The following is a 19,780-nucleotide window of genomic DNA, read 5'->3' on the forward strand; positions in this document are numbered from 1 at the left end:
CTCAGAATGCCGCCTGGAGCGACAGGAAGCCGCCGCGTTGGCGATCCGCGGTCGCGATCGAACCCAGGTCGACATACGCCGCGGTCGCGGTCAGGTTCTTGCTGATCGCGTAGGCGGCATAGGCGGTTGCCCAATCGTCCTCCCTGGCGAAACGGAGATTGTCAGGCTTGGAGCGGTATTCGCCGCCGACCAACAATCGCCGCGAGACTTGATACCCGAGCGTCGCTTCGCACTGGAGCGTGCGAGCCTTGCCAGCATCGCCGCCGAAGCCGAGCAGGCCGTTCTGGTTGGCCTTGGTATAGCGGGCGGTCGCGCCGACCAGGATGCTCTGGCGCAGCAACAGTTTAGTTGCGGCTATGTAGAAATCGGTACCGCTGGCGTGTCGCGCACCGACCGCGGCGGCGATCGGCGCATCGAGGTTGTGCTTGTACTGCATCCCGACCGCGATCTGCGGCAAATAGGGGCTGCCATAAACCGCATCGCCCGCCAGCCGCACTTTTGCACCGAACACGTCCTGATCGAGCGTGGTGCCGCGACCGATGCCGAGCCTGCCGCCAACCGCGCGTGTATCAAGCGACTGGCGTGCATAGCTCAGCTCGAGGCGATCCTCGAGGCCGACCGCTGCACCGTAGCTTGCGAAGCGGAAGTCCGGGAGGACGATGCCGGAGACGTGCAGCGATCCGCCGACGCCGTCTGTGGTTTCGTTGCCGGCAATCAGCGCCCAGGTCGAGATGCCCCCGCCCGAGCTCCCCTCGATCGTCGTGACGCCGTTGGTCAGCATCAGCTTGCCACCCGCACGTCCGTCCTGCGCGGATGCGGGCGACAACGCGAGTGCGCCGAGCAGGGGAATCAAGGCAGTCGATCGGCGTATCGGAGGTCTACACAATGTCGGGTCGATGACCGGTTTCGGGGGATGCTCGCGGCGAGGCCGGAAACATCGAATTTGAACGTTTAATGGACCCGAAATGGTTTCTCGTGGGTAAACAACGTCTTCACGAGTTCGAAAGCGCGAGGCGTTAACCTCGCTGGCATGGTGTACCGCGTCTTTCCGTTCGTTCTCGCTTTCCTGGGCCTCGGCCTACCCTCGACCGGGTCTGCCGCGACCGTCTCGATCGATATCCGCGCGGTCGACGGTAAACCGCTGGCCGGTGCGGTCGTCACGATCGAAACGCCCAAGGCCCCCGCGGCAACGGTGCGCGGACCCTATAATGTGGAGCAGCGCGACATCGCGTTCCAGCCGCACGTCCTGATCGTACCGGTCGGCGCGACGGTCGGCTTTCCGAACCGCGACAAGGTACGGCACCATGTCTATTCCTTCTCGAAGGCGAAGAAGTTCGACCTGAAGCTCTATGGTCGCGAAGATGCGCGGACGGTGGTTTTCGACAAACCCGGTATCGTGCCGCTCGGCTGCAATATCCACGATGCGATGAACGGTTTCGTCTACGTCACCGCGACGCCCTTTGCGGCGCTGACCGACGGCGCGGGGCATGTGACGATCGACGGCGTGCCGGTGGGGGGCGCGACGGTGCGCGTGTGGCACCCCTCGATCCGTGCGCCGGGCAGCACCGCGTCGCAGCCCGTGACCGTCGGATCCTCCGGGCTGGCGACGATCTTCGCGCTGCACCGATGATGGATCTGACGAAGATCCGGGCCGCACGCCCGCGGTTCAAGCGCCTCCGAACGAAGCTGTCGGTGCTGTATGCGGGGTTGTTCGTGCTCGCGCTGGTGCTGCTGGCGGTCGTGGCTCAGGTGATGATCGGCAATCACGCGCGCGACTCCGTCCGGGCCGAACTCACCACCAGCGGCAGCGTATACGACCGGCTCTGGGCGTTACGCGCGCAATCCCTGTCGAGCTCGGCCGACGTGCTCGCGCGCGATTTCGGATTTCGGGCGGCGGTGGCGAGCGGCGATCGGCCGACGATCGCTTCGGCGCTCGCCAACCTGGCGACCCGGGCATCGGTATCGGCAGCCTATGTGGTCGACAATGACGGGCAGGTCACGGGCCCCTCCGGCGCACTCGAATCGGCGGTGGCATCGTTTCCGTTCGTGGTTCCCGAGGGGCGCAACGACGCGGTCGTCGCGGTCGGCGGCGACGTCTACCGGCTGGTGCTGTCGCCGGTCATGGCGCCGACCCGGATCGGCTGGGTGGTCTTTGCGGTACGGCTCGACGCGGCGGAGATGCGTGCGCTCGAACGCCTGTCGTCGATCCCGCTGATCGCAACCATGATGCAGCGCGATGCAACGGGGCATTGGCAGGCGACCGATCGATCCATCCGGAGCTCGCGCGCGATCGATGCGCTGGTCGAGCGGTCCCTGTCCGGACGCGCGCTGGCGACGCTCGATCTCGCCGCCGGGCGGGCGTTCGCCCTCGCCAAGCCGCTGGCCGGTACGGGGCGCAAGCCACAGGCCGCGATTCTCATCCGCTATCCGCTCGATGCCGCGCTCGCGCCTTATCTGCCGTTGCAGGGCGGCATCGCGCTCGCAGGACTTGTCGGGTTGCTGCTCGTACTGTTCGGCAGCAGCCGGCTCGCGCGGAGCATCGCCAAGCCGATCGCCGCGCTCGACACCGCCGCCAAGGCCCTCGAACAAGGCAGCCGCGTGCCGGCGATCGTCGAAGGTACCGACGAGATCGGACGGCTTGCCGCCAGCTTCAACCGGATGGCGGCGGGTATCGTCGACCGCGAGAACCGGATCAGCCATCTCGCGTTCCACGATCCGCTGACCAGCCTGCCCAACCGCATCTATTTCCGCGAGGCCCTCGACCAGGCGATCTCGCAGGTCGGCCGGCATGGGCTGGCGCACGGCGGCGGGACGGTCGCGGTGCTGTGTCTCGATCTCGATCGGTTCAAGGGAATCAACGATACGCTCGGTCATCCGATCGGCGACGCGTTGCTCGCCGCGGTCGGCCGGCGGCTGGCGGACGTGGCCCCCGACGGGCTCGTCGCACGGCTCGGCGGCGACGAATATGCGATTATCCTGTCGGGTCCGTGCGAACCCGATCGGCCTCGTGCGCTGGCGCAGGCGTTGCTCGACGCACTGCGCGACCCCGTCGAGGCCGAAGACCATCTGATCGCGACCGGTATCAGCATCGGCATCGCGATCGGTCCGGCCGACGGCGACACCGCGGACGAACTGCTCAAGAACGCCGATCTCGCGCTGTACCGCGCCAAGGAAGACGGGCGCGGCGTGTTCCGGTTCTTCGAACCCGCGCTCGACGCCGCCGCGCGCGAGCGTCACCAGGTCGAACTCGATCTGCGCGATGCGATCCGGGACGGACAGTTCGTGCTCAACTACCAGCCGGTCTTCGATCTGAAGGCGAACCGGATCGGCGGGTTCGAGGCGTTGCTGCGCTGGCATCATCCGACCCGCGGCCTGGTGCCACCGCTCGCGTTCATCCCGATCGCCGAGGAAACCGGGCTGATCGTGGCGATCGGCGCCTGGGTGCTGCACGAGGCATGTCGCGAGGCCGTGCACTGGCCCGACCACGTCCGCGTCGCGGTCAACGTTTCGCCGCTGCAGTTCCGCAACGCGGGGTTCCAGGCCATCGTGTTGCAAGCGCTCGCCAACAGTGGCCTGTCGCCCGACCGGCTCGAGATCGAGATCACCGAATCGATATTCCTCGAGGGCGAGGCGCCGGTCGTCGCGTTGCTCCACCGGCTGCGCGAAATGGGCATCCGCGTTGCGCTCGACGACTTCGGCACGGGCTATTCGTCGCTGAGCTATCTGCGCAGCTTCCCGTTCGACAAGATCAAGATCGACCGCTCGTTCGTCACCGGCGTAGCATGCGATCCGAGCGCGGCGGCAATCGTCCGCGCGATCGTCGATCTTGCCACCGCACTCCACATGGAAACCACAGCCGAAGGCGTAGAGGATATCGACCAGCTCGAACGGCTGCGCGACGAAGGCTGCGGCAATATCCAGGGCTATCTGTTCAGCAGACCCGTCGAGAGTCAGCATATCGCCGGATTGCTCGGCCGGGTGATGCTCAAGGCAGCCTGACGACGCGGCGATTGCGGTCGATGGCCTGCTACCGGCTTACCAACTCATACTGCCCGACACACCCTTAAACGGACCGGCGAGGTCGGACGTGATCCACCCGCCATAAAAGCCGCCAGGCTGCGGTCGCACGCGCTCGCCATCGACCGAGCAGCGATCGAAAGGTCCCGCATAGAAGGCGACGTGATCGCGCAGGATGGCGAAGGCCGGCGTGGGATCGGGATAGCTCCACGCGACGTCGGTGAAGGTGCGTCCGCCGATCTCGACGTTCCAGTATCGCGCCTCGCCCTTCCATTCGCAGAACGAGCGACGCGTCGATCGACGGAGCAGTCCCTGCGCGATCGCGTCCGGCGGGACGTACCAGCTCGGCGGATGGCTCGTTTCGATCGTGCGTACCGCCGCGGAGGTATCGACAACGACGATACCGGCATGCTCGATGACGATGCGGCGCTGGCTTGCCTCGGCAATCGCCGGCCGGGGATAGTGCCAGACGCTCTCCTGTCCGGGCGCGACCGGATCCGGCTTCGGCCTCATGCCTTCGCCTCGTGTTTGCCCAACCAGCGTTGCAGGCGCGGACGCACCTTCAGAAAGCGCAGATACGCGCGCTCCAGCAGGTCGAGTACGGGGCGATACCGCGCGAGCAGACCGATCGGCCGAAGCACGGGAATCGCGCGCCACATCGCGGCAAACGCAGCGGCTCCGGACAGAAGACGCCCGTCCTCCATCGCATGGAAGCGCGCGAGCAACGCGGCGCGATCGATCGGACAATCGTCCGCACCGGTCGCGTCGATGAAATCGATCCTGCCACGCCGGTCCAGCCGTCGCATGATCGCGATCTCGCGGCGACAGAGCGGGCAATTGCCGTCGTGCCAGACGGTGACGCGCGTCACTTCCCTTGGTCCGGATTGTCGCGCCAGATGCGTTCGGCGAGCAAGGTCGCAAAGCCGAGCCACGCAACGAACGGCAGGCCGACCGCCGCGGCCGGCTTGTCCACCTTGGCGGCGGTCGCGACATAGGCTGCGCTGGAGGCGACCATGGCGCCCGATACGACCGCACTCGTCCCGAGGCGCTTTTCGCGGAAGAACAACTGCGTCCAGCCGCCGACCATGGCGGTGTTCAGCAGCCAGAGCCCTACCGCTGCATTGCGGGTCGCGCCCGATGGCTGCCGCAACAACCGATAGCCGCCGACCGCAAGACCGGTTTCCAGCACCGGCCAGACCGCCCCGAATGCCGCATCGGGCGGCGTGAAGCCCGGTTTGTCGAGCCGGCGATACCAACGACGGATCCCGGGATGCGACGGATCGGGCGCATTGCGCCGTCCGACGATCGCGCTCGCGCCCAGCACCACACCGACCGCGCCAAGCGCCAACAGCGGCGACAGCCCACCTGGCGATGGCGCAGCGCTGGAGGGCTGCGCACGGCTTGCCGCAATGCCGGCTGGCACATCCGCCGTCGCGTCGACATAGCGAGACAGGTCTGGCGCCTTCGACCGACCACCGAACAGCTTGCCCACCGTCCCGCGAACGGCCGGCCGGCTCGCCATGCCCAACACACCGTGCAGCAGACGAATACCCAGCCGGCTATGCGGATTCATCAGTCGTGGCGCGATCTTGGGGACGCCCTGCGCATCGTCCACCATCGGCCGCATCGCCTGTTCGTAGGCGGCGAAGGCGGTGGCGACATCCTCGCTCCGCGCCATCTCGGCAGCGAGCACATAGGCGCCAGTGATCGCCAGCGTCGTTCCGATGCCCGCGATCGGCGTAGCGCACCACGCGGCGTCGCCGGTCAACACGACCCTGCCCTTCGACCACCGCGTCATCCGCACCTGCCGCAACACATCGAAGTAAAAGTCGTCGGTCGCGTCCATGCCATCGAGCACGCGCGCGGATTGCCAGCCGGCGTCGGTGAAGCGTTCGCGAAGCCAAGCCTTCTGGCGCGCCGTGCTCCAATCCTGCTCGTCACCAGGTGGCTGCTGCACCGACAGCATCGCACGCGTAGTACCATGACGGTCGGGACGCAGCGACACGCTGCGTCCCTCGGTCGCGTTGTACCAGCGCCACAGCCGATCGTCGCCGTACGCCCGCGGGATCGTGCAATAGGCGATCGTGAGATCCATCCAGCGCGGCGCGTTCTCGTTCGGAAAGACAAGCCCGCGCGTGGCCGAACCGACGCCTTCGGCGACGATGACCGCGTCGTACCGCTCCGTGCTGCCGCTGGCGAAGGTAACGAACGCCGCCTCGTCGGTCTGCTCCATCGCGGTCACGCTGTCGCCGAAACGATACGCCGCGTGTTCCGCCGCAGGTTCGTAGAGCAGCCGCGCAAGATCGCCGCGCAGGATCTCCATCTCCGCGGTCGGCCCATCCGCCTCCATCTCCGCCGTCAGGAACTGCGCCACGATCCTGCCATCGCTGTCCACCCAGGCGGTGCCCTCTTCACCGGTGCCCGCGTCGAGTGCCGCCTGCTCCAGCCCCATCCGCCGCAGCACCTCGCGACCCGATCCGCGTACATCGATGTTCTGACCACCATCGCGAAACCCGGACGCGCGTTCGACCACCGTCACGTCGAAACCGGCGCGACCCAGCCACCACGCCGCGGTATTTCCGGCAACGCTCGCACCGGTGATCAGAATTTGGCGGGACATGAAACGCTCTCCTCTGCACCGCACAACGGCCGAGGCCGCGTTAAGGTCGCCGCGCATCCGACCCGGCACGCAAATTCGGTTCGAACCGGTCCTGTCCGGGCGAGCATCGCTGCAATGGATGGTCCCGCGAGTAGTTTTACCGGTCGCAACGTTCTGACATTTCTACCTGTACGACTGGATATTTCTGATCACGCGCAATGCCCCGTATTGGCATAACGAATGCCGCTAGATCACATGGGAGCTATCGCCGTGACGGACGAAGCCGAGACGATTTTTACGGGCGATAGCGACGACGACCGGACCTATTTTCGGGGACGGGCGGCATGGCACGAACAGCGTGCCGAAATCGCCAGCGACAGCTCTACACGGATGCTACATCGCCGGTTCGCCAAGATGTACGCAACCAGATCGCTGTCCCAAAATAGTACATAAGACCCAGGCGCCTTACACAAAACTACCAGGAACCAAGTGGTTACCTCACGCCTTATGCGTCCGGTCCGATTGCAACGTCGCTTCGGCCGGTAGGCGGGGTATCATCCTTGAAACGCATTCTCGCAAACGGTGGGGCGATAGCCCTGCTGACGATCACCGTCGGTTGCGCCGCTCCGGCGACCCGGATCTCGACCGGCCTTCAGCGCTATGGCCTGGATGAAAGCCGCGCCGATTGCGTAGGCGGCCGGCTTCAGGCGAACCTGTCGCTGGGCCAGTTACAGCGCCTCGGCAAGGCCGCCGCGGCGTATCGGCAGGGCGATACCACACCGGGGGTATTGACCGCATCCGACCTCGTCCGCGTCGCGGCGCAGCTCAAGGATCCTGCGATCGCGCTTGAAGTGGGCAAGGCCGCTGCCGGGTGCGGCGTACTGCCGTGACGATCCGAGCTTTTCCTCTTTCGAACAGGACAGACCAATGAACAAAGACGAATTCCAGGGCGGCGCCCGCTATGTCGGTGGCAAGGTCGAGAAGGCCGTCGGTGACACCGTGAACAGCCGCGACTGGCAGGTCGACGGCGTGGTCGATCAGGTGGCTGGTGGCGCCCAGAACCTGTACGGGCGCGCGAAGTCGGCAATCGAAGACGTCGTCGACGGTGCGCCCGAACTCGCCGACAAGATCGGCAGCGATGCTCGCGACGCTGCCGAGCGCGCAGCCGAGGCGGCAAAGCGCGGCGCACGTTCCGCCCAGGCATCGGCGCAGGACGCCCCCGTCCTCTGGGCGTTGGGTGCGGCGGCGATCGGCTATGGCATCGCCTGGCTCGTCCACGGCCAGCGCAGCTGATCCGGGACGACTGAGATCGTGGCATCGGCTCCGGCCCTCAAGTCGCTTCGCGACTCCGCCGATCTGCGCCACCTGCGCCAGATCATCGCGGGGCTCGACGAAGGCGTCATACTGGTCGACCCCGACCAGAGTATCCTGTGGGCCAATGATGCGGCGCTCGGGATGCACGGGGTCGCATCCGTCGAGGAACTCGGGACCGATGTCGACGAGTATCGCCAGCGTTTCCAGCTGCGCTATCGCAACAACCACAAGCTGACCGATGCGGACTATCCCATCGAGCGCGTGGTGTCCGGCGAGGCGTTTTCGGAAGTCGTGGTCGAGGTCGCCGTGGCGGGCGAGGAGGAACCGCGCTGGGTTCATCAGGTGCGCAGCCTCGTCCTGACCAACGATGCGGACGAACCGGAATGCCTGGTCATGGTGATCCAGGACGTTTCGGCGCGGTTCGAGGCGGAGGATCGTTTCGAACAGTCGTTCAACGCGAACCCCGCACCGGCCGTGATCTGTCGTCTGTGCGATCTTCGTTTCGTGAAGGTCAATCAGGGCTTCATCGACATGACCGGGCATGATCGCGAGACGATCCTGTCGCGGACGGTGTACGATATCGACGTGCTGGAACGCGCCGAACAGCGCGATCTGGCCAAGGGGCGACTGGCAGAAGGACGCACGATTCCGCAGATGGAAGCCGAGCTCGGTCTGCCGGATGGCAGTACCAAGCTCGTCATCGTCGCCGGTCAGCCGATCGACATCGGCGATCAGTCCTGCATGCTGTTCACCTTCGCCGATCTCGAACCGCGCCGCAAAGCCGAGACCGCGCTGCGGCATAGCGAAGAACGGTTCATGCGGACCTTCTCCCTTGCGCCGGTCGCGCTGGCGATCGGTGCGCTGGATGGCCACCGCCTGTGCGACGTGAACGAGGCCTTCACCGGGCTGACCGGATATTCCTCCGAGATCGTCGGTCGTCCGCTCGGCGATGTCGAGCTGTGGGAGACCCCTGCCCTTCGCCAGGCGATCGAAGCGGATATCGAGGCTGGCCATCCCATCCGCGACCGCGAGGTCCGGATCCGGTCGAAAGAGGGCCACGTCCTCGACTGCATCGTGTCGGCCGAACCGATCCGGTTGGGCGACGAGGCCTGCGTCCTGTGGGCGATGCGCGACATCAGCGTCCGCAAGGCGTCCGAACGCGAACTCGTCAACGCGATCGAAGCGGTGATGAAGGACACGAGCTGGCTCAGCCGGTCGATCATGGAAAAGCTCGCGCGCATCCGCACGCCGGATGCCGAACCGGCGGGCGTCGGTCTCGACGAGCTGACGCAGCGCGAGCGCGAAGTCCTCGCTCTGATCTGTCGCGGGCTCGACGACAAGTCGATCGCGCGGACGCTGGACGTGACCGGCAACACGGTGCGCAACCACGTCGCACGGATCTACGCCAAGATCGGCGTCAACCGCCGCAACGCCGCCGCTGCCTGGGCGCGCGCCCGCGGGTTCGACGGCGATTCCATGCCGATACCGCAGCGCGGCGGCCCAACTTTGAAGGACGCAGCAGCATGACGAGCAAGTCGGACGAGGCGCGGACCCGTCGGGCCAAGGGCTCCGTGCAGGAGGCCATCGGCAAGATCATCGGCGACACCGCGGTCGAAAAGCAGGGCCTCAGCGAAAGCAAGGCCGGCGCCCGACAGGCGAAGTCCGAACACCCGATCGATCCGCCGATCGATAGCGATGGCAAGGACTGACCCGGTCCGCCGACAGCGTTTCAGAAATTCCCTTACGAATAAACAGGAGTGATTATGGCTACCCATCTGACGCCCGGCGTCCTGCCGGTCGATGACGTTCGCTATGCGAAGACCCCGACGCGCGTATCCTGGGGCGCGATCTTTGCAGGCGTCGTGCTTGCGATCGCGATCCAGCTCGTGCTGGGCATCCTCGGCACCGGCATCGGCCTCAGCCTCGTCGATCCCGTCGAAGGCACTACCCCCGGCGCGGCTGGGTTCGGCATTGGTGCGGGGATCTACTGGATCATCACCACGGTGATCGCACTCGGTGCAGGCGGTTATGCCGCAGCACGCGTGGCCGGCGTGCAGGACCGGTTCGACGGTCTGGTCCACGGTCTGGTCGTCTGGGGTGTCACGCTGATCCTCACGCTGTACCTGCTGACATCAGCCGTCGGCGGAATCATCGGCGGCGCCTTCCGCACCGTCGGTTCGGTCGCGACCGCAGCCGGTAGCGGCATCGGTGCAGCAGCACCCAAGGTTGCCGACGTCGCCAACGTCGACGTGACCGACGTACGCGACGAGGCTTCGGCCTATCTGTCGACCGCACCGTCGGATCCCGCCCAGATGACGCCGGAACAGGCCCAGAAGGAAATCGCCCAGGAACTGCCGGCCCTTGCCCGTGGTGGCCAGGATGGCGTCCGCGCGGAAAGCCGTATTGTCGACATCGTCGCTGCCCAGCGCAAGATCAGCCGTCCTGAGGCTCAGGCTCAGGTTACGCGTGCCAAGGCGCAGTTCGTGAAGACCAAGAACGAGACGATCGCAACCGCGAAGTCCGCGACAGACACCGCCGCCGGTGCAGCTGCCGGGACGTCGTTCATGGTCGTGATCGCCCTGCTGATCGGCGCTGCCGCCGCTGGCTTCGGCGCCACCGCGGCTGCTCGTCGTCGGGTCTGATATCGACCGATTTCGATAACGACTGGTTTCGATACCGAAAGGAGGGCGCTACCCGGTCGACGGGTTGGCGCCCTTCATCGTTTTGTACGAGCTTCGCTGGCCGATCCGGACCATTCAGACGTGCGACTACATACCTAGTGAAGTCCGTAGCCCCGGCCGGCCCGGCTTCGCGGCAGCAGCCGTTACGCTTGCGTGCGGTTGCCCGAAGATGGAATGTTCGGTCTGTGGAAGTGACACGCCTGCTGCCGGCATCTAAACATTTCCCAGCACATGAGCGGGAGCCGGCATGCCAACTTTTCGTCAGCTGGAATATCTCGTGGCGATCGCCGACGCCCAGAATTTCCGCCGCGCTGCCGCAGCCGTGCATGTTTCCCAACCAACATTGAGCCAGCAGCTTCGCGTGCTCGAAACGGAACTCGGCATCACGTTAGTCGAGCGTCAGTTGGCCGGAGCACAGTTGACGCCGATCGGGCGGGATATCGCAGACCGTGCTCGCAAGCTTCTGGTAGAACGACAGGATATCTGTGATCTCGCATCGTCCTCCCGCGATAGCGCCATCGGGACGATCCGGTTCGGGGTGACGCCGACGCTTGGGCCGTATCTCTTACCTGGCGTCATTGCCGACCTGACGCGCGATCATCCCGGATTGCGGCTCTATATTCGAGAAGGCATTCCTGACGAACAAACGCTCGAACTTGCGCGCGGCAAGCTCGACATGATCCTGGGTCCGCTACCGATTCACGGTGACGCACTCTCGATCGAGCCGCTGTTCCGCGAAGATCTGGTGCTCGTTGCATCGCCGCTCCACCGGTTGGCGCAGCGCAGCCAGGTGACGGCGGAGGATCTACGTGGCGCCGAAGTACTGAGCCTCGATCCGCGGCATCACCTTCACCGACAGGGCATGATCCTGTGCGAGCGATACGGCATGGTTCTGTTACGCGACTATGAAGGCACCAGCCTCGATAGTCTTCGGCAGATGGCAGCGACGGGTCTGGGACTTGCGATCCTACCGAAGCTTTACATGTGTTCTGAAGTGGGTGGCGACGCGGGGATCCGAATTCTGCGACCCGATGGCTGGAACGGTCACCGGATGATCGCAGCCAGCTGGCGTGAGAACGCGGCAAACGGCGCGCTGTATGCGATGATCGCCGCCCGCATGTCCGACAGCGCGACGCGGATCATGGACACCTGTCGCTGACATCATTCCGATAGCCTCAGCCTATCGAAAAGCGCCTTAACTATCGATTGGCGCGAAGATACCGAAACGGCCATTTCAATCCTGCGAGCAACGCCCCGATCAGGTGGCACGCTCGCGAATGGAAGGAGAGACTTCGTGGCCGTATCACGCAAGCGTCTGAAGGATCAGCGAGGTCCTCCGCCGCAGTTCGCGACAATAATGAAGCTGTCCGCCCTGATGGTCACCTGTCTCGGGGCAACCCCCGCGCTGGCGCAGAGCGATGTCCAGGCATGGGGCGGCTTCCTCGCAAGCGGAACCGTCCGGGGGCAGCTCGGGGTGTGGGCCGAAGGGCAGATCCGGGTCATCGATGACATCGGGCACCTCGGGCAACGCAACCTGCGGCTCGGGCTTGGCTGGGAGCCATCGCCCGATCTCTCGATCTACGGAGGCTATGCGGTCTTTCGCAATACGCCGGTCGACGATCGTGCATCATCGACCGAGCATCGCACCTGGCAGCAGCTGCTCGTCACGCTGCATTCGTCCCCGAAGCTGCGGCTGATCGGACGGACGCGGACCGAACAGCGGTGGCGCGAGAATGCGAGCGGGACGTCGTGGCGGGCACGACAGATGCTGCGCGGTGTGATGCCGCTGGGCAAGCCCGGCGCGCCGTCCGCCATCGTGACGAGCGAAGTCTTCTTCGAACTTGCCGACACGCGCTGGGGTGTCCGCTCCGGGCTCGATCAGGTCCGCACCTTCGCCGGTGTCGGCATCCCCCTGAAGCCCGGCCTGTCGACCGAGATCGGCTATCTCAACCAGACGCTGGTCGGCCGCGACCGGCCTGGACCCAACCATATCGCGCAGATCACCCTGGTTGCCCGATTCTGAAGTTCCCTCACCTGAAAGGACGATCCATGACCATTTCCCGACGTGACATTCTGACCACCGGCACGCTTGCATCGATTGCCGCCGCAACGACGGCGACCTCTGCCGGCGCGGCTGATCCGATCGTATCGGCCACTCCCCAGCTTACCCCCGACGCGGCGTTACGACGGCTGAAGGACGGCAATGCAGGATTCGTCGCGGATCGGCCGGTCAAGTCCGACCTGTCGCGCGCCCGGCGTCTCGCACTCGCCGAGGGCCAGCAGCCGTTCGCGACGCTCGTCGGCTGCTCGGACTCGCGCGTCGGCCCCGAACAGCTGTTCGGTGCGGGTCTCGGCGAATTGTTCATCGTCCGCACCGCCGGCAACAATGTCGATACTGCGGGCATGGGCTCGATCGAATATTCGGTCACGGCGCTCGGCGTGCCGCTGGTGGTGGTGCTGGGGCACGAGAAATGCGGCGCCGTCGCGGCCGCGGTGGATGTCGTGAACAAGGATGTCCGGCTGCCGGGCAGCATCGGGCGCATGATCGAACCGATCATTCCCTCGGTTCTGGTTGCACGGCGCGCCGGCGCGACGAACGAGACGCTGCTGAACCGTACGATCGACGAGAATGTCCGCCGCATGGTCGATCGGCTGCAGAACTATTCGGAGCCGATGCTGCTCGAACCCCAGCGTCAGGGGAAGCTGAAGGTCGTCGGAGCGGTCTACAGCCTGGCGACCGGTGCGGTGCGCTGGCTCTAGGACGGATCGTCCGGGTCACGACATCTCCGAACTCGCCCCGTCATGCCGGAACGAGGCTCTCCTGAGTGGAGTCGAAGGGCACGACATGACGGGGCCCGCGGCCCCCAGACAGGACGAATTAGGATGCGTCTCACGATCGGTGGCGCGATAGCGTGGGGCATGCACCGCCCGCGCACCACGACCCGCCAGCTCAGCTACTTCGTCGCGCTCGCCGAGACCGGAAGCTTCACCCGCGCCGCCGAGCGCATGGGGATATCGCAGCCGTCGCTGTCGCAGCAGATCCGCGGCCTCGAGCTGGTGATCGGGGCGCCGCTGTTCGAGCGTGGCGGTCCGGCGCTGCTCACCCCGCTCGGGCGCGAGGCGCTGGAGCGGGCAAGGCGCATCCTGCTCGACGTGACGGACCTGGAGGAGATGCGGGCGGCGTCGGCGGATGCGCTCGTCGGGACGATCCGGCTTGGCGTGTCGCCGACGCTGGGCGCGTACCTGCTGCCAAGCCTTGTTGCGCGACTGCACCGCGAACATCCGACGTTGCGCGTGCACATCCGCGAGGGGCTGCCGTCGACGCTGACGAGCGGGCTCGTCGCCGGCGATCACGATCTGATCCTGCTTCAGCTGCCCGTCGCGGGGCGGGCGTTGCATACCGAACGCCTGTTTCGCGAGGCGCTCTGGCTGGCGATGGCGACCGATCATCCCCTGTCCGCCAAGTCCGCCATCGAACCGGCCGATCTTCGCGGCCAGAACCTGCTGACGCTGGTTCCCGAGTACCGGCTGGCAGAACAAGTCGCCGAAATCGCTGCCGACGTCGGCGGCATCATGCTGAACGACTATGAAGGCACGAGCCTCGACGCCATTCGGCAGATGGCCGGCATGGGGATGGGTCTGGCGTTGTTGCCCGAACTCTATGTCCGGCAGGAGGTGCGTGACGGCGACGACGTGATCGTCCGACCGATCAAGGGCGGACGCTATTACCGCGAGATCGGGCTGTTGTGGCGCGTCGGGGCAGGCCGCTCACCTGCCTATCGGCTGATCGCGGACATGCTGCGAGCCGTGGGCCCATAGGATAATCCTATCGTCAGTATAGCCTGCGCAATATTGTACCAATAGCGCCGATCGTCGACCCTATGCGTCTCTGCAACGACGCTGGATGATGCAAGTGGCACACGAACGGATCGGCTGGCGCGAGGCAAGCGAATGGCTCGGGCAGATCGTCGGGCCGGACATGCCGTATCTGCGGCTTGCCGCGGTCTACGGCGTAGCGATCAGCCTCCTGTCGCTGGCGACCCCGATCTCGGTCCAGCTGCTGATCAACAACGTCGCCAACACGGCGCTGCCGGCGCCGCTCTGGACGCTGGCGGGGTTGCTGCTGCTGCTGTTGCTGTTCGTCGCCGGCCTCAGCGCGATGCGGTTCTGGATCATGGCGTTGTTCGAGCGGCACGCCTTCGCGCGCGTCGTGTCCGAGGTGACGACGCGTGCGATCCATGCCCAGAACCCGTTCTTTGCCGATCAGAACCGCGGCGATCTGTTCAACCGCTATTTCGATCTCGTCGTGGTGCAGAAGGCCGTGCCGAGCCTCATCATCGGCGGGTTCACGATCCTGCTGCAATCTGTCGTCGGGCTCGTCGTCACCAGTTTCTACCATCCGTTCTTCCTCGCGTTCAACGCGCTGCTGGTGGTGCTGGTGCTGGCGATCTGGCTGCTCTGGTCCCGTGGATCGATCCGGTCCGCGGTCGCGCTCAGCCACGCCAAGCATGATGCCGCGCGGTGGCTGGAAAGCCTCGGCGCGTCGAACGGCTTCTACAAATCCAGCCGCCATCTCGATTTCGCGATGGACCGTTCGGACGCCGTCACCGCGACCTATGTCGAGCGGCACCGTCGCTACTTCCGCTACAGCTTCGCCCAGACGGTCGCGTTCCTGCTGCTTTATGCCTTTGCCAGCGCGGCACTGCTCGCGCTCGGCGGAAACCTCATCCTGCGCGGCGAACTGTCGATCGGCCAGCTGGTCGCGGCGGAGCTGATCCTGAGCGGCGTGTTCTACGGCGTGTCGCAGCTCGGCTGGTATCTCGACACGCTGTACGATCTGGTGGCGAGTGCCGAGGAGCTGTCGCTGCTGTTCGCGATTCCGCAGGAGCCCACGGTCGCCAAGGCGGGCGCGGCCCCCGTCGATGGCGCCGTGCAGCTCGCGGGGGTCGAGATCGAGCATGCCTGCTTCGACTTCGCGCTGGCGGCGGGCGAGCAGCTCGTCACATTGTCCGACGGCAGTGCCGAGCGGTTGCTGGCGATGGTGTTGAAGCGCCACCTCGTTCCCGAGCGCGGTCTGGTCACCGTCGGCGGTGCCGACATGGCGACGTTCGACACCTATCGACTGCGATCCGAGATCATGGTGCTCGATCGTCCGACCATCGTCGAAGTCACGATCCGCGAATATCTGACGCTGGCAAACGACGTTTCGGTACCCGGCGCGGTGCTCGAGGCGCTCACCATGGTCGGTCTGCGCAACGCCATCGCGCGGCTGCCGCTCGGGCTCGATACGCCGCTGGCGGCATCGGGATTTCCGCTGTCGATCGCCGAGGTCATCGCGTTGAAGCTGGCAAAGGCGCTGCTCGTGCGCCCGCGCGTGCTGATGCTGTCCGAACTGTTCGATCTCGTGCCCACCGACCGGCTCGTCAATGTGCTACGCCAGTTGAAGGCGGCGCAGACCACGACGCTGCTCTGCACCGGCAGGCCCGAGGACATCAGCCTCGATGGCTGGTTCCAGCTCGATCCCCGTCGACAGCGGCGGTTCGACACGCGCGAGGCGCTGATCGCGGCCACGCGGAAGGAGGCGACCGATGCCGTACACGCCTGATCGTTCCGCACATTTCCCCACGCTGGGCAGGATGCGGCCACCCCGGGTGGCGAGGACGCTGGCCTGGATGCTCACGATCGGCGTCGCGACCGCGGGGGCGATCATGGCGCTGGTTCCCTGGGTGCAGACCGCGAGCGGGACGGGCCAGGTCGTCGCGCTCGATCCCGACGATCGGCAGCAGCAGGTCACCGCGTTCGTGCCGGGCCGCGTCGAGCGCTGGTATGTCCATGATGGCCAGCATGTCGCCAAGGGCGATCCGATCGCGCGTGTCGTCGATCTCGATCCCGACCTGCTGTCCCGCCTCGGTGCCGAGCGAGCGCAGGTCCAGGCGGAGATCGCCGCGATCCAGCAGAGCCGCGCGGTCGCCGGGATCGACGTATCGCGGACGGCGCAGTTGTTCGCCGAAGGGTTGGCCGCGCGGCGCGACTATGAGCAGACGCAGATCAAGGTCGCCGATGCCGGCGCCAAGCTCGCCGAGGCGCGCGCCAAGCTCAACCGGATCGACATCCAGCTCAATCGCCAGTCCGTGCAGATGGTCCGCGCCCCGCGCGAGGGACGTGTCCAGCAGCTCAACGCCGCAACCGGGGGCGCGATGGTGTCGCCTGGTACGGTGCTGGCGGTGATCGCACCCGAGCGCATCGAGCGCGCGGTCGAGCTGTTCGTCGACGGACGCGACGTGCCGCTGCTCCGGACCGGACGACCGGTGCGGCTCGAATTCGAAGGCTGGCCCGCGATCCAGTTCAGCGGCTGGCCGTCGGTGGCGCAGGGCATGTTCGACGGCCGCGTCCGCACGATCGATCCCAATGCCGCGGTCGACGGGCTGTTCCGCATCCTGGTCGAACCGCAACCGGGCAAGCCGGCCTGGCCCGCGCGTGAGTTCGCACGTCCCGGCGGCAAGGTCCGCGGCTGGGTGCAGGGCGAGACGGTCCTGGTCGGTTACGAACTTTGGCGCCAGCTCAACGACTTCCCGCTGGAGTTCGGTCGCCGTCCCGCCGCGCCGGCGAAGGACGATGCGAAGGCTGCTGCCTCGAAGGCCGGCGACGAGGAGGGAGCGAAGAAATGATCCGGTTCCTCCTGTGCTCGGTCATCGCCTTGTGCCCCGTGGCGGCGAGCGCTCAGACACTGTCCAGCACGCAGGTCGCTTCTCCCGGCGTGGTCACGCCATTGACGCTCGACGAGGTGCTGCGATCGTCCGCCCGCTCCGCGCCGCAGATCGTCGAGGCGCTGGCCCGCGTCCGCCAGGCGGAGGGCCGATCGCTGTCAGCCGAGGGCGCGTTCGACACCGTGTTCGATGTCGACGGCAAGTCGCGCGTGGCCGGCTACTATGACGGTACCGTCGTCGAAGGTCGCGCAACGCGCCCGCTGACCGGCAATGGCGGGTATCTCTACGGCAATTACCGCGCATCGCGGGGCACGTTCCCCGTCTATGAGGACCAGGCCTATACCAACCGCGCCGGCGAGGCGAAGGTCGGCGCGCTGTTCGCGCTGCTGCGCGACCGTGTCGTCGACGAACGCCGTACGCGCCGCACCCTTGCCGGCGCCGATATCGACGTCGCCCGGTTCGAGGGCGAGATGGTCGCGATCGGCGTGCAGCGGCGCGCGGTCGACGCCTATCAGGGCTGGGTCGCGGCCGGATTGCGACTGCGCGCCTACCGCGAATTGCTGGATCTCGCGGAACGTCGCCGCGGCGCCATCGGCCGCTTGGTCACGCTCGGCGCCCGGCCCGAGATATTGCTCACCGAGAACGACCAGAATTTCGTCCGGCGTCGCGCCCTCGTCGTTCGCGCCGAGCAGGATATCGCGAGCGCGGCCAACGCGTTGTCGCTATATCTGCGCGACGACAACGGCGCACCGCTGCTCGTATCGACCGAGCGATTGCCGCCGGACACGACACCGTTGGCAGGTCTGGCGGCGGCGTCCCCGATCAAGGCCCCCGTTGCGCGTCCGGACTATCGCGCGATCCTGACCCGGATCGACCAGTCGACCGCAAAGCTGATGCTGGCCGAGAACGATCTTTCGCCGCGGCTCGATCTGCGCGGCGACGTCGGCAAGGACCTCGGTGCCGTCGGTCTCGGCGGCCCGAGCCGTACGCCGCTCGAAGCCACGGTCGGGTTCCGCTTCAGCGTGCCCTTGCAGAACCGCGCCGCCAAGGGCCGTGTCGCCGAGGCACGGGCCGAGATCGACGCGCTCGGCCAACGCAGTCGCTTCCTGCGCGATCAGATCGCCGTCGAGGTCGACGGGATCGTCATCGCGGTCGATGCCACCGAACGCCTGGCGGCTATCGCGGACGAGGAGTGCCGCCTGGCCGATCGCCTTGCGGTCGCCGAACGACGTCGCTTCGAGCTGGGCTCGGGCGATTTCTTCCTCGTCAACCAACGCGAGGAAACCGCGACCGACGCCCGCGTGCGACTGATCGATGCACAGGCCCGGATCGCATCGGCCCGCGCAGAACTCGCCGCAGCCACCGCCGATCGTGCGGCGTTGCGCCTGGAAAATTGATCAGCCACGCCACACCGCGGCAATCATCATTCGTAGTCGGCAGCCAGCGAAACTCCGACCGGATAACGGTCCTGCTCGACGTCGTCGGGATCAGCGAACATCACGGCGGCGGCTAGCTCGACAGCGCGCCGCCGGTACCTTAGGCCGTTCCAGCTGCTGACGAAGGCACGTGCATGATACTCTACGATCACCCGCTTTCCTCCTACGCGCAAAAAGTGAAGATCGCTTTGCGCGAGAAAGGCGTCGCGTTCGAGCGGTTGCTACCTGACGATTTCGGTACCGGAAGGCGCGATACCCCCTTCGCTGCCGCCAATCCGCGCGGAGAGGTGCCGGTCCTGATCGACGGTAACGACGCGATCTTCGATTCCACGGTAATCCTCGAATACATCGAGGAGCGTTGGCCCGAGCCATCGCTGTTGCCGGTCGGTGCGCTGGCGCGGGCCGCCGCGAGGACGACCGAGGAGGTTTGCGACACGCAATATGAGGCCGTGAACTGGGGCTTCGGCGAACTTCTCTGGTTCCGGCGTGCCGAGGGCGATCTTGCCGGACGCCTCAAGGCCGCCGCCGCCCGTGACACGGCAACGCTGCAGACTTGGCTCGCCGAACGCCTCGGCGATGCCGACTGGTTCGGCGGCGAGCGGTTTGGGTGGGCCGACGCCGCAGCGGCACCAATGGTCAACCGCTCCGCCCATTACGGCATGGGCCCTGCCTCCGACACGCCGCTCGCGCGTTGGCTAGCCCGGATCCGCGAGCGTTCGTCGGTTGCTGCGACGTTCTCGGAGTTCGAAGAGGCGGCGTCCGCGATGGCTGACGCTGCGGACCATTATCGGACCGGCGGGCGACGACGCGAATACCGCGATCACCGGCTCGAGTGGATGGTTCGCTCGGGCGGGATCGATGTGGTGCGCGCTGGACTGCGCGACGACACGATCCGCTTTTCCTGGCCGGGTTGACGCTGCGGGCCATGCTGCTCGATTGCGCCCCCTTGAAATTGGCGTGACGCAATTCGAGGGCCCGTTCAGTTCGTGGCCAAGCCGAGAAGACCCGATACACGCCCCTTATTGA

At 66.2% G+C, this 19,780-nt stretch carries 20 protein-coding genes; 15 read left to right on the plus strand and 5 right to left on the minus strand.

From position 1 onward, the window contains the following. Position 1 precedes the first annotated feature (1 nt). Complete coding sequence (locus IFR23_RS05220) at positions 2-853, minus strand: DUF3034 family protein (protein ID WP_342344874.1); 852 nt, start codon at positions 851-853, stop codon at positions 2-4. 177 nt (positions 854-1,030) lie between these two features. Here IFR23_RS05220 and IFR23_RS05225 point away from each other — a divergent pair, with 177 nt between their 5' ends. Together IFR23_RS05225 and IFR23_RS05230 are read left to right on the plus strand one after the other, a co-directional pair. After that, positions 1,031-1,630, plus strand: coding sequence for a methylamine utilization protein (locus IFR23_RS05225; RefSeq protein WP_244655454.1), 600 nt, complete (start codon positions 1,031-1,033; stop codon positions 1,628-1,630). After that, a complete protein-coding gene (locus tag IFR23_RS05230) occupies positions 1,627-3,999 on the plus strand; it encodes a bifunctional diguanylate cyclase/phosphodiesterase (RefSeq protein WP_192974957.1) in 2,373 nt (790 codons plus the stop codon). The genes IFR23_RS05225 and IFR23_RS05230 overlap by 4 nt, the downstream gene beginning before the upstream one ends. Before the next feature lie 36 nt (positions 4,000-4,035). On the opposite strand, the gene IFR23_RS05235 is transcribed toward IFR23_RS05230, so the two are convergent. From IFR23_RS05235 to IFR23_RS05245, 3 genes are read right to left on the minus strand one after another with little or no spacing between them, the layout of a single operon-like run. After that, entirely contained in the window at positions 4,036-4,530 is a 495-nt protein-coding gene (locus tag IFR23_RS05235; protein ID WP_192974958.1) for a DUF427 domain-containing protein, read from the minus strand. After that, positions 4,527-4,886 carry a DCC1-like thiol-disulfide oxidoreductase family protein gene (locus IFR23_RS05240; RefSeq protein ID WP_192974959.1) on the minus strand — a complete coding sequence of 120 codons (360 nt, stop codon included), beginning with the start codon at positions 4,884-4,886 and terminating at the stop codon, positions 4,527-4,529. The genes IFR23_RS05235 and IFR23_RS05240 overlap by 4 nt, the downstream gene beginning before the upstream one ends. After that, positions 4,883-6,637 carry a tryptophan-rich sensory protein gene (locus IFR23_RS05245; RefSeq protein ID WP_192974960.1) on the minus strand — a complete coding sequence of 585 codons (1,755 nt, stop codon included), beginning with the start codon at positions 6,635-6,637 and terminating at the stop codon, positions 4,883-4,885. The genes IFR23_RS05240 and IFR23_RS05245 overlap by 4 nt, the downstream gene beginning before the upstream one ends. A 539-nt stretch (positions 6,638-7,176) precedes the next feature. Here IFR23_RS05245 and IFR23_RS05250 point away from each other — a divergent pair. The 12 genes from IFR23_RS05250 to IFR23_RS05305 all read left to right on the plus strand — a co-directional run bounded on the left by IFR23_RS05250 (position 7,177) and on the right by IFR23_RS05305 (position 18,715). Then, positions 7,177-7,506: a hypothetical protein gene (locus IFR23_RS05250; RefSeq protein ID WP_107964100.1), complete on the plus strand. Its 330-nt coding sequence runs from the start codon at positions 7,177-7,179 to the stop codon at positions 7,504-7,506. A gap of 37 nt (positions 7,507-7,543) precedes the next feature. Beyond that, positions 7,544-7,909 carry a CsbD family protein gene (locus IFR23_RS05255; protein WP_192974961.1) on the plus strand — a complete coding sequence of 122 codons (366 nt, stop codon included), beginning with the start codon at positions 7,544-7,546 and terminating at the stop codon, positions 7,907-7,909. 18 nt (positions 7,910-7,927) lie between these two features. Beyond that, positions 7,928-9,457 carry a PAS domain S-box protein gene (locus IFR23_RS05260; protein WP_192974962.1) on the plus strand — a complete coding sequence of 510 codons (1,530 nt, stop codon included), beginning with the start codon at positions 7,928-7,930 and terminating at the stop codon, positions 9,455-9,457. After that, positions 9,454-9,639 carry a hypothetical protein gene (locus tag IFR23_RS05265; RefSeq protein ID WP_192239409.1) on the plus strand — a complete coding sequence of 62 codons (186 nt, stop codon included), beginning with the start codon at positions 9,454-9,456 and terminating at the stop codon, positions 9,637-9,639. Before IFR23_RS05260 ends, IFR23_RS05265 begins: the two co-directional genes overlap by 4 nt. 54 nt (positions 9,640-9,693) lie before the next feature. Then, positions 9,694-10,572: a hypothetical protein gene (locus IFR23_RS05270; protein WP_192239408.1), complete on the plus strand. Its 879-nt coding sequence runs from the start codon at positions 9,694-9,696 to the stop codon at positions 10,570-10,572. A 286-nt stretch (positions 10,573-10,858) separates the two neighbouring features. Beyond that, positions 10,859-11,770: a hydrogen peroxide-inducible genes activator gene (locus tag IFR23_RS05275; RefSeq protein WP_192974963.1), complete on the plus strand. Its 912-nt coding sequence runs from the start codon at positions 10,859-10,861 to the stop codon at positions 11,768-11,770. Positions 11,771-11,968: 198 nt separating this feature from the next. Continuing rightward, complete coding sequence (locus tag IFR23_RS05280) at positions 11,969-12,634, plus strand: DUF2490 domain-containing protein (RefSeq protein ID WP_192974964.1); 666 nt, start codon at positions 11,969-11,971, stop codon at positions 12,632-12,634. Positions 12,635-12,660: 26 nt separating this feature from the next. After that, positions 12,661-13,371 carry a carbonic anhydrase gene (locus IFR23_RS05285; RefSeq protein ID WP_107964107.1) on the plus strand — a complete coding sequence of 237 codons (711 nt, stop codon included), beginning with the start codon at positions 12,661-12,663 and terminating at the stop codon, positions 13,369-13,371. Positions 13,372-13,494: 123 nt separating this feature from the next. Next, a complete protein-coding gene (locus IFR23_RS05290) occupies positions 13,495-14,430 on the plus strand; it encodes a hydrogen peroxide-inducible genes activator (protein ID WP_244655455.1) in 936 nt (311 codons plus the stop codon). A gap of 94 nt (positions 14,431-14,524) precedes the next feature. Further along, on the plus strand, positions 14,525-16,216 hold the full coding sequence (locus IFR23_RS05295) for an ABC transporter ATP-binding protein (protein ID WP_192974965.1): 1,692 nt from the start codon (positions 14,525-14,527) through the stop codon (positions 16,214-16,216). Further along, positions 16,200-17,279: an efflux RND transporter periplasmic adaptor subunit gene (locus IFR23_RS05300; RefSeq protein ID WP_192974966.1), complete on the plus strand. Its 1,080-nt coding sequence runs from the start codon at positions 16,200-16,202 to the stop codon at positions 17,277-17,279. Before IFR23_RS05295 ends, IFR23_RS05300 begins: the two co-directional genes overlap by 17 nt. Further along, positions 17,276-18,715 (plus strand): TolC family protein, encoded by a 1,440-nt coding sequence (locus IFR23_RS05305; protein ID WP_192974967.1) that lies wholly within the window; start codon positions 17,276-17,278, stop codon positions 18,713-18,715. The genes IFR23_RS05300 and IFR23_RS05305 overlap by 4 nt, the downstream gene beginning before the upstream one ends. A 26-nt stretch (positions 18,716-18,741) precedes the next feature. Here the strand turns inward: IFR23_RS05305 and IFR23_RS05310 are convergent, their stop codons facing one another. Further along, positions 18,742-18,906 carry a hypothetical protein gene (locus IFR23_RS05310; protein WP_192975042.1) on the minus strand — a complete coding sequence of 55 codons (165 nt, stop codon included), beginning with the start codon at positions 18,904-18,906 and terminating at the stop codon, positions 18,742-18,744. Between IFR23_RS05310 and IFR23_RS05315 the strand changes: the two genes are divergently transcribed. Beyond that, positions 18,889-19,668, plus strand: a complete 780-nt coding sequence (locus IFR23_RS05315; protein ID WP_192974968.1) for a glutathione S-transferase family protein — start codon at positions 18,889-18,891, stop codon at positions 19,666-19,668. The two genes, IFR23_RS05310 and IFR23_RS05315, sit on opposite strands and share 18 nt — an antisense overlap. Positions 19,669-19,780: the final 112 nt, after the last annotated feature.

This window comes from Sphingomonas sp. CFBP 13603 (genome assembly GCF_014892665.1).
GTDB lineage: Bacteria > Pseudomonadota > Alphaproteobacteria > Sphingomonadales > Sphingomonadaceae > Sphingomonas.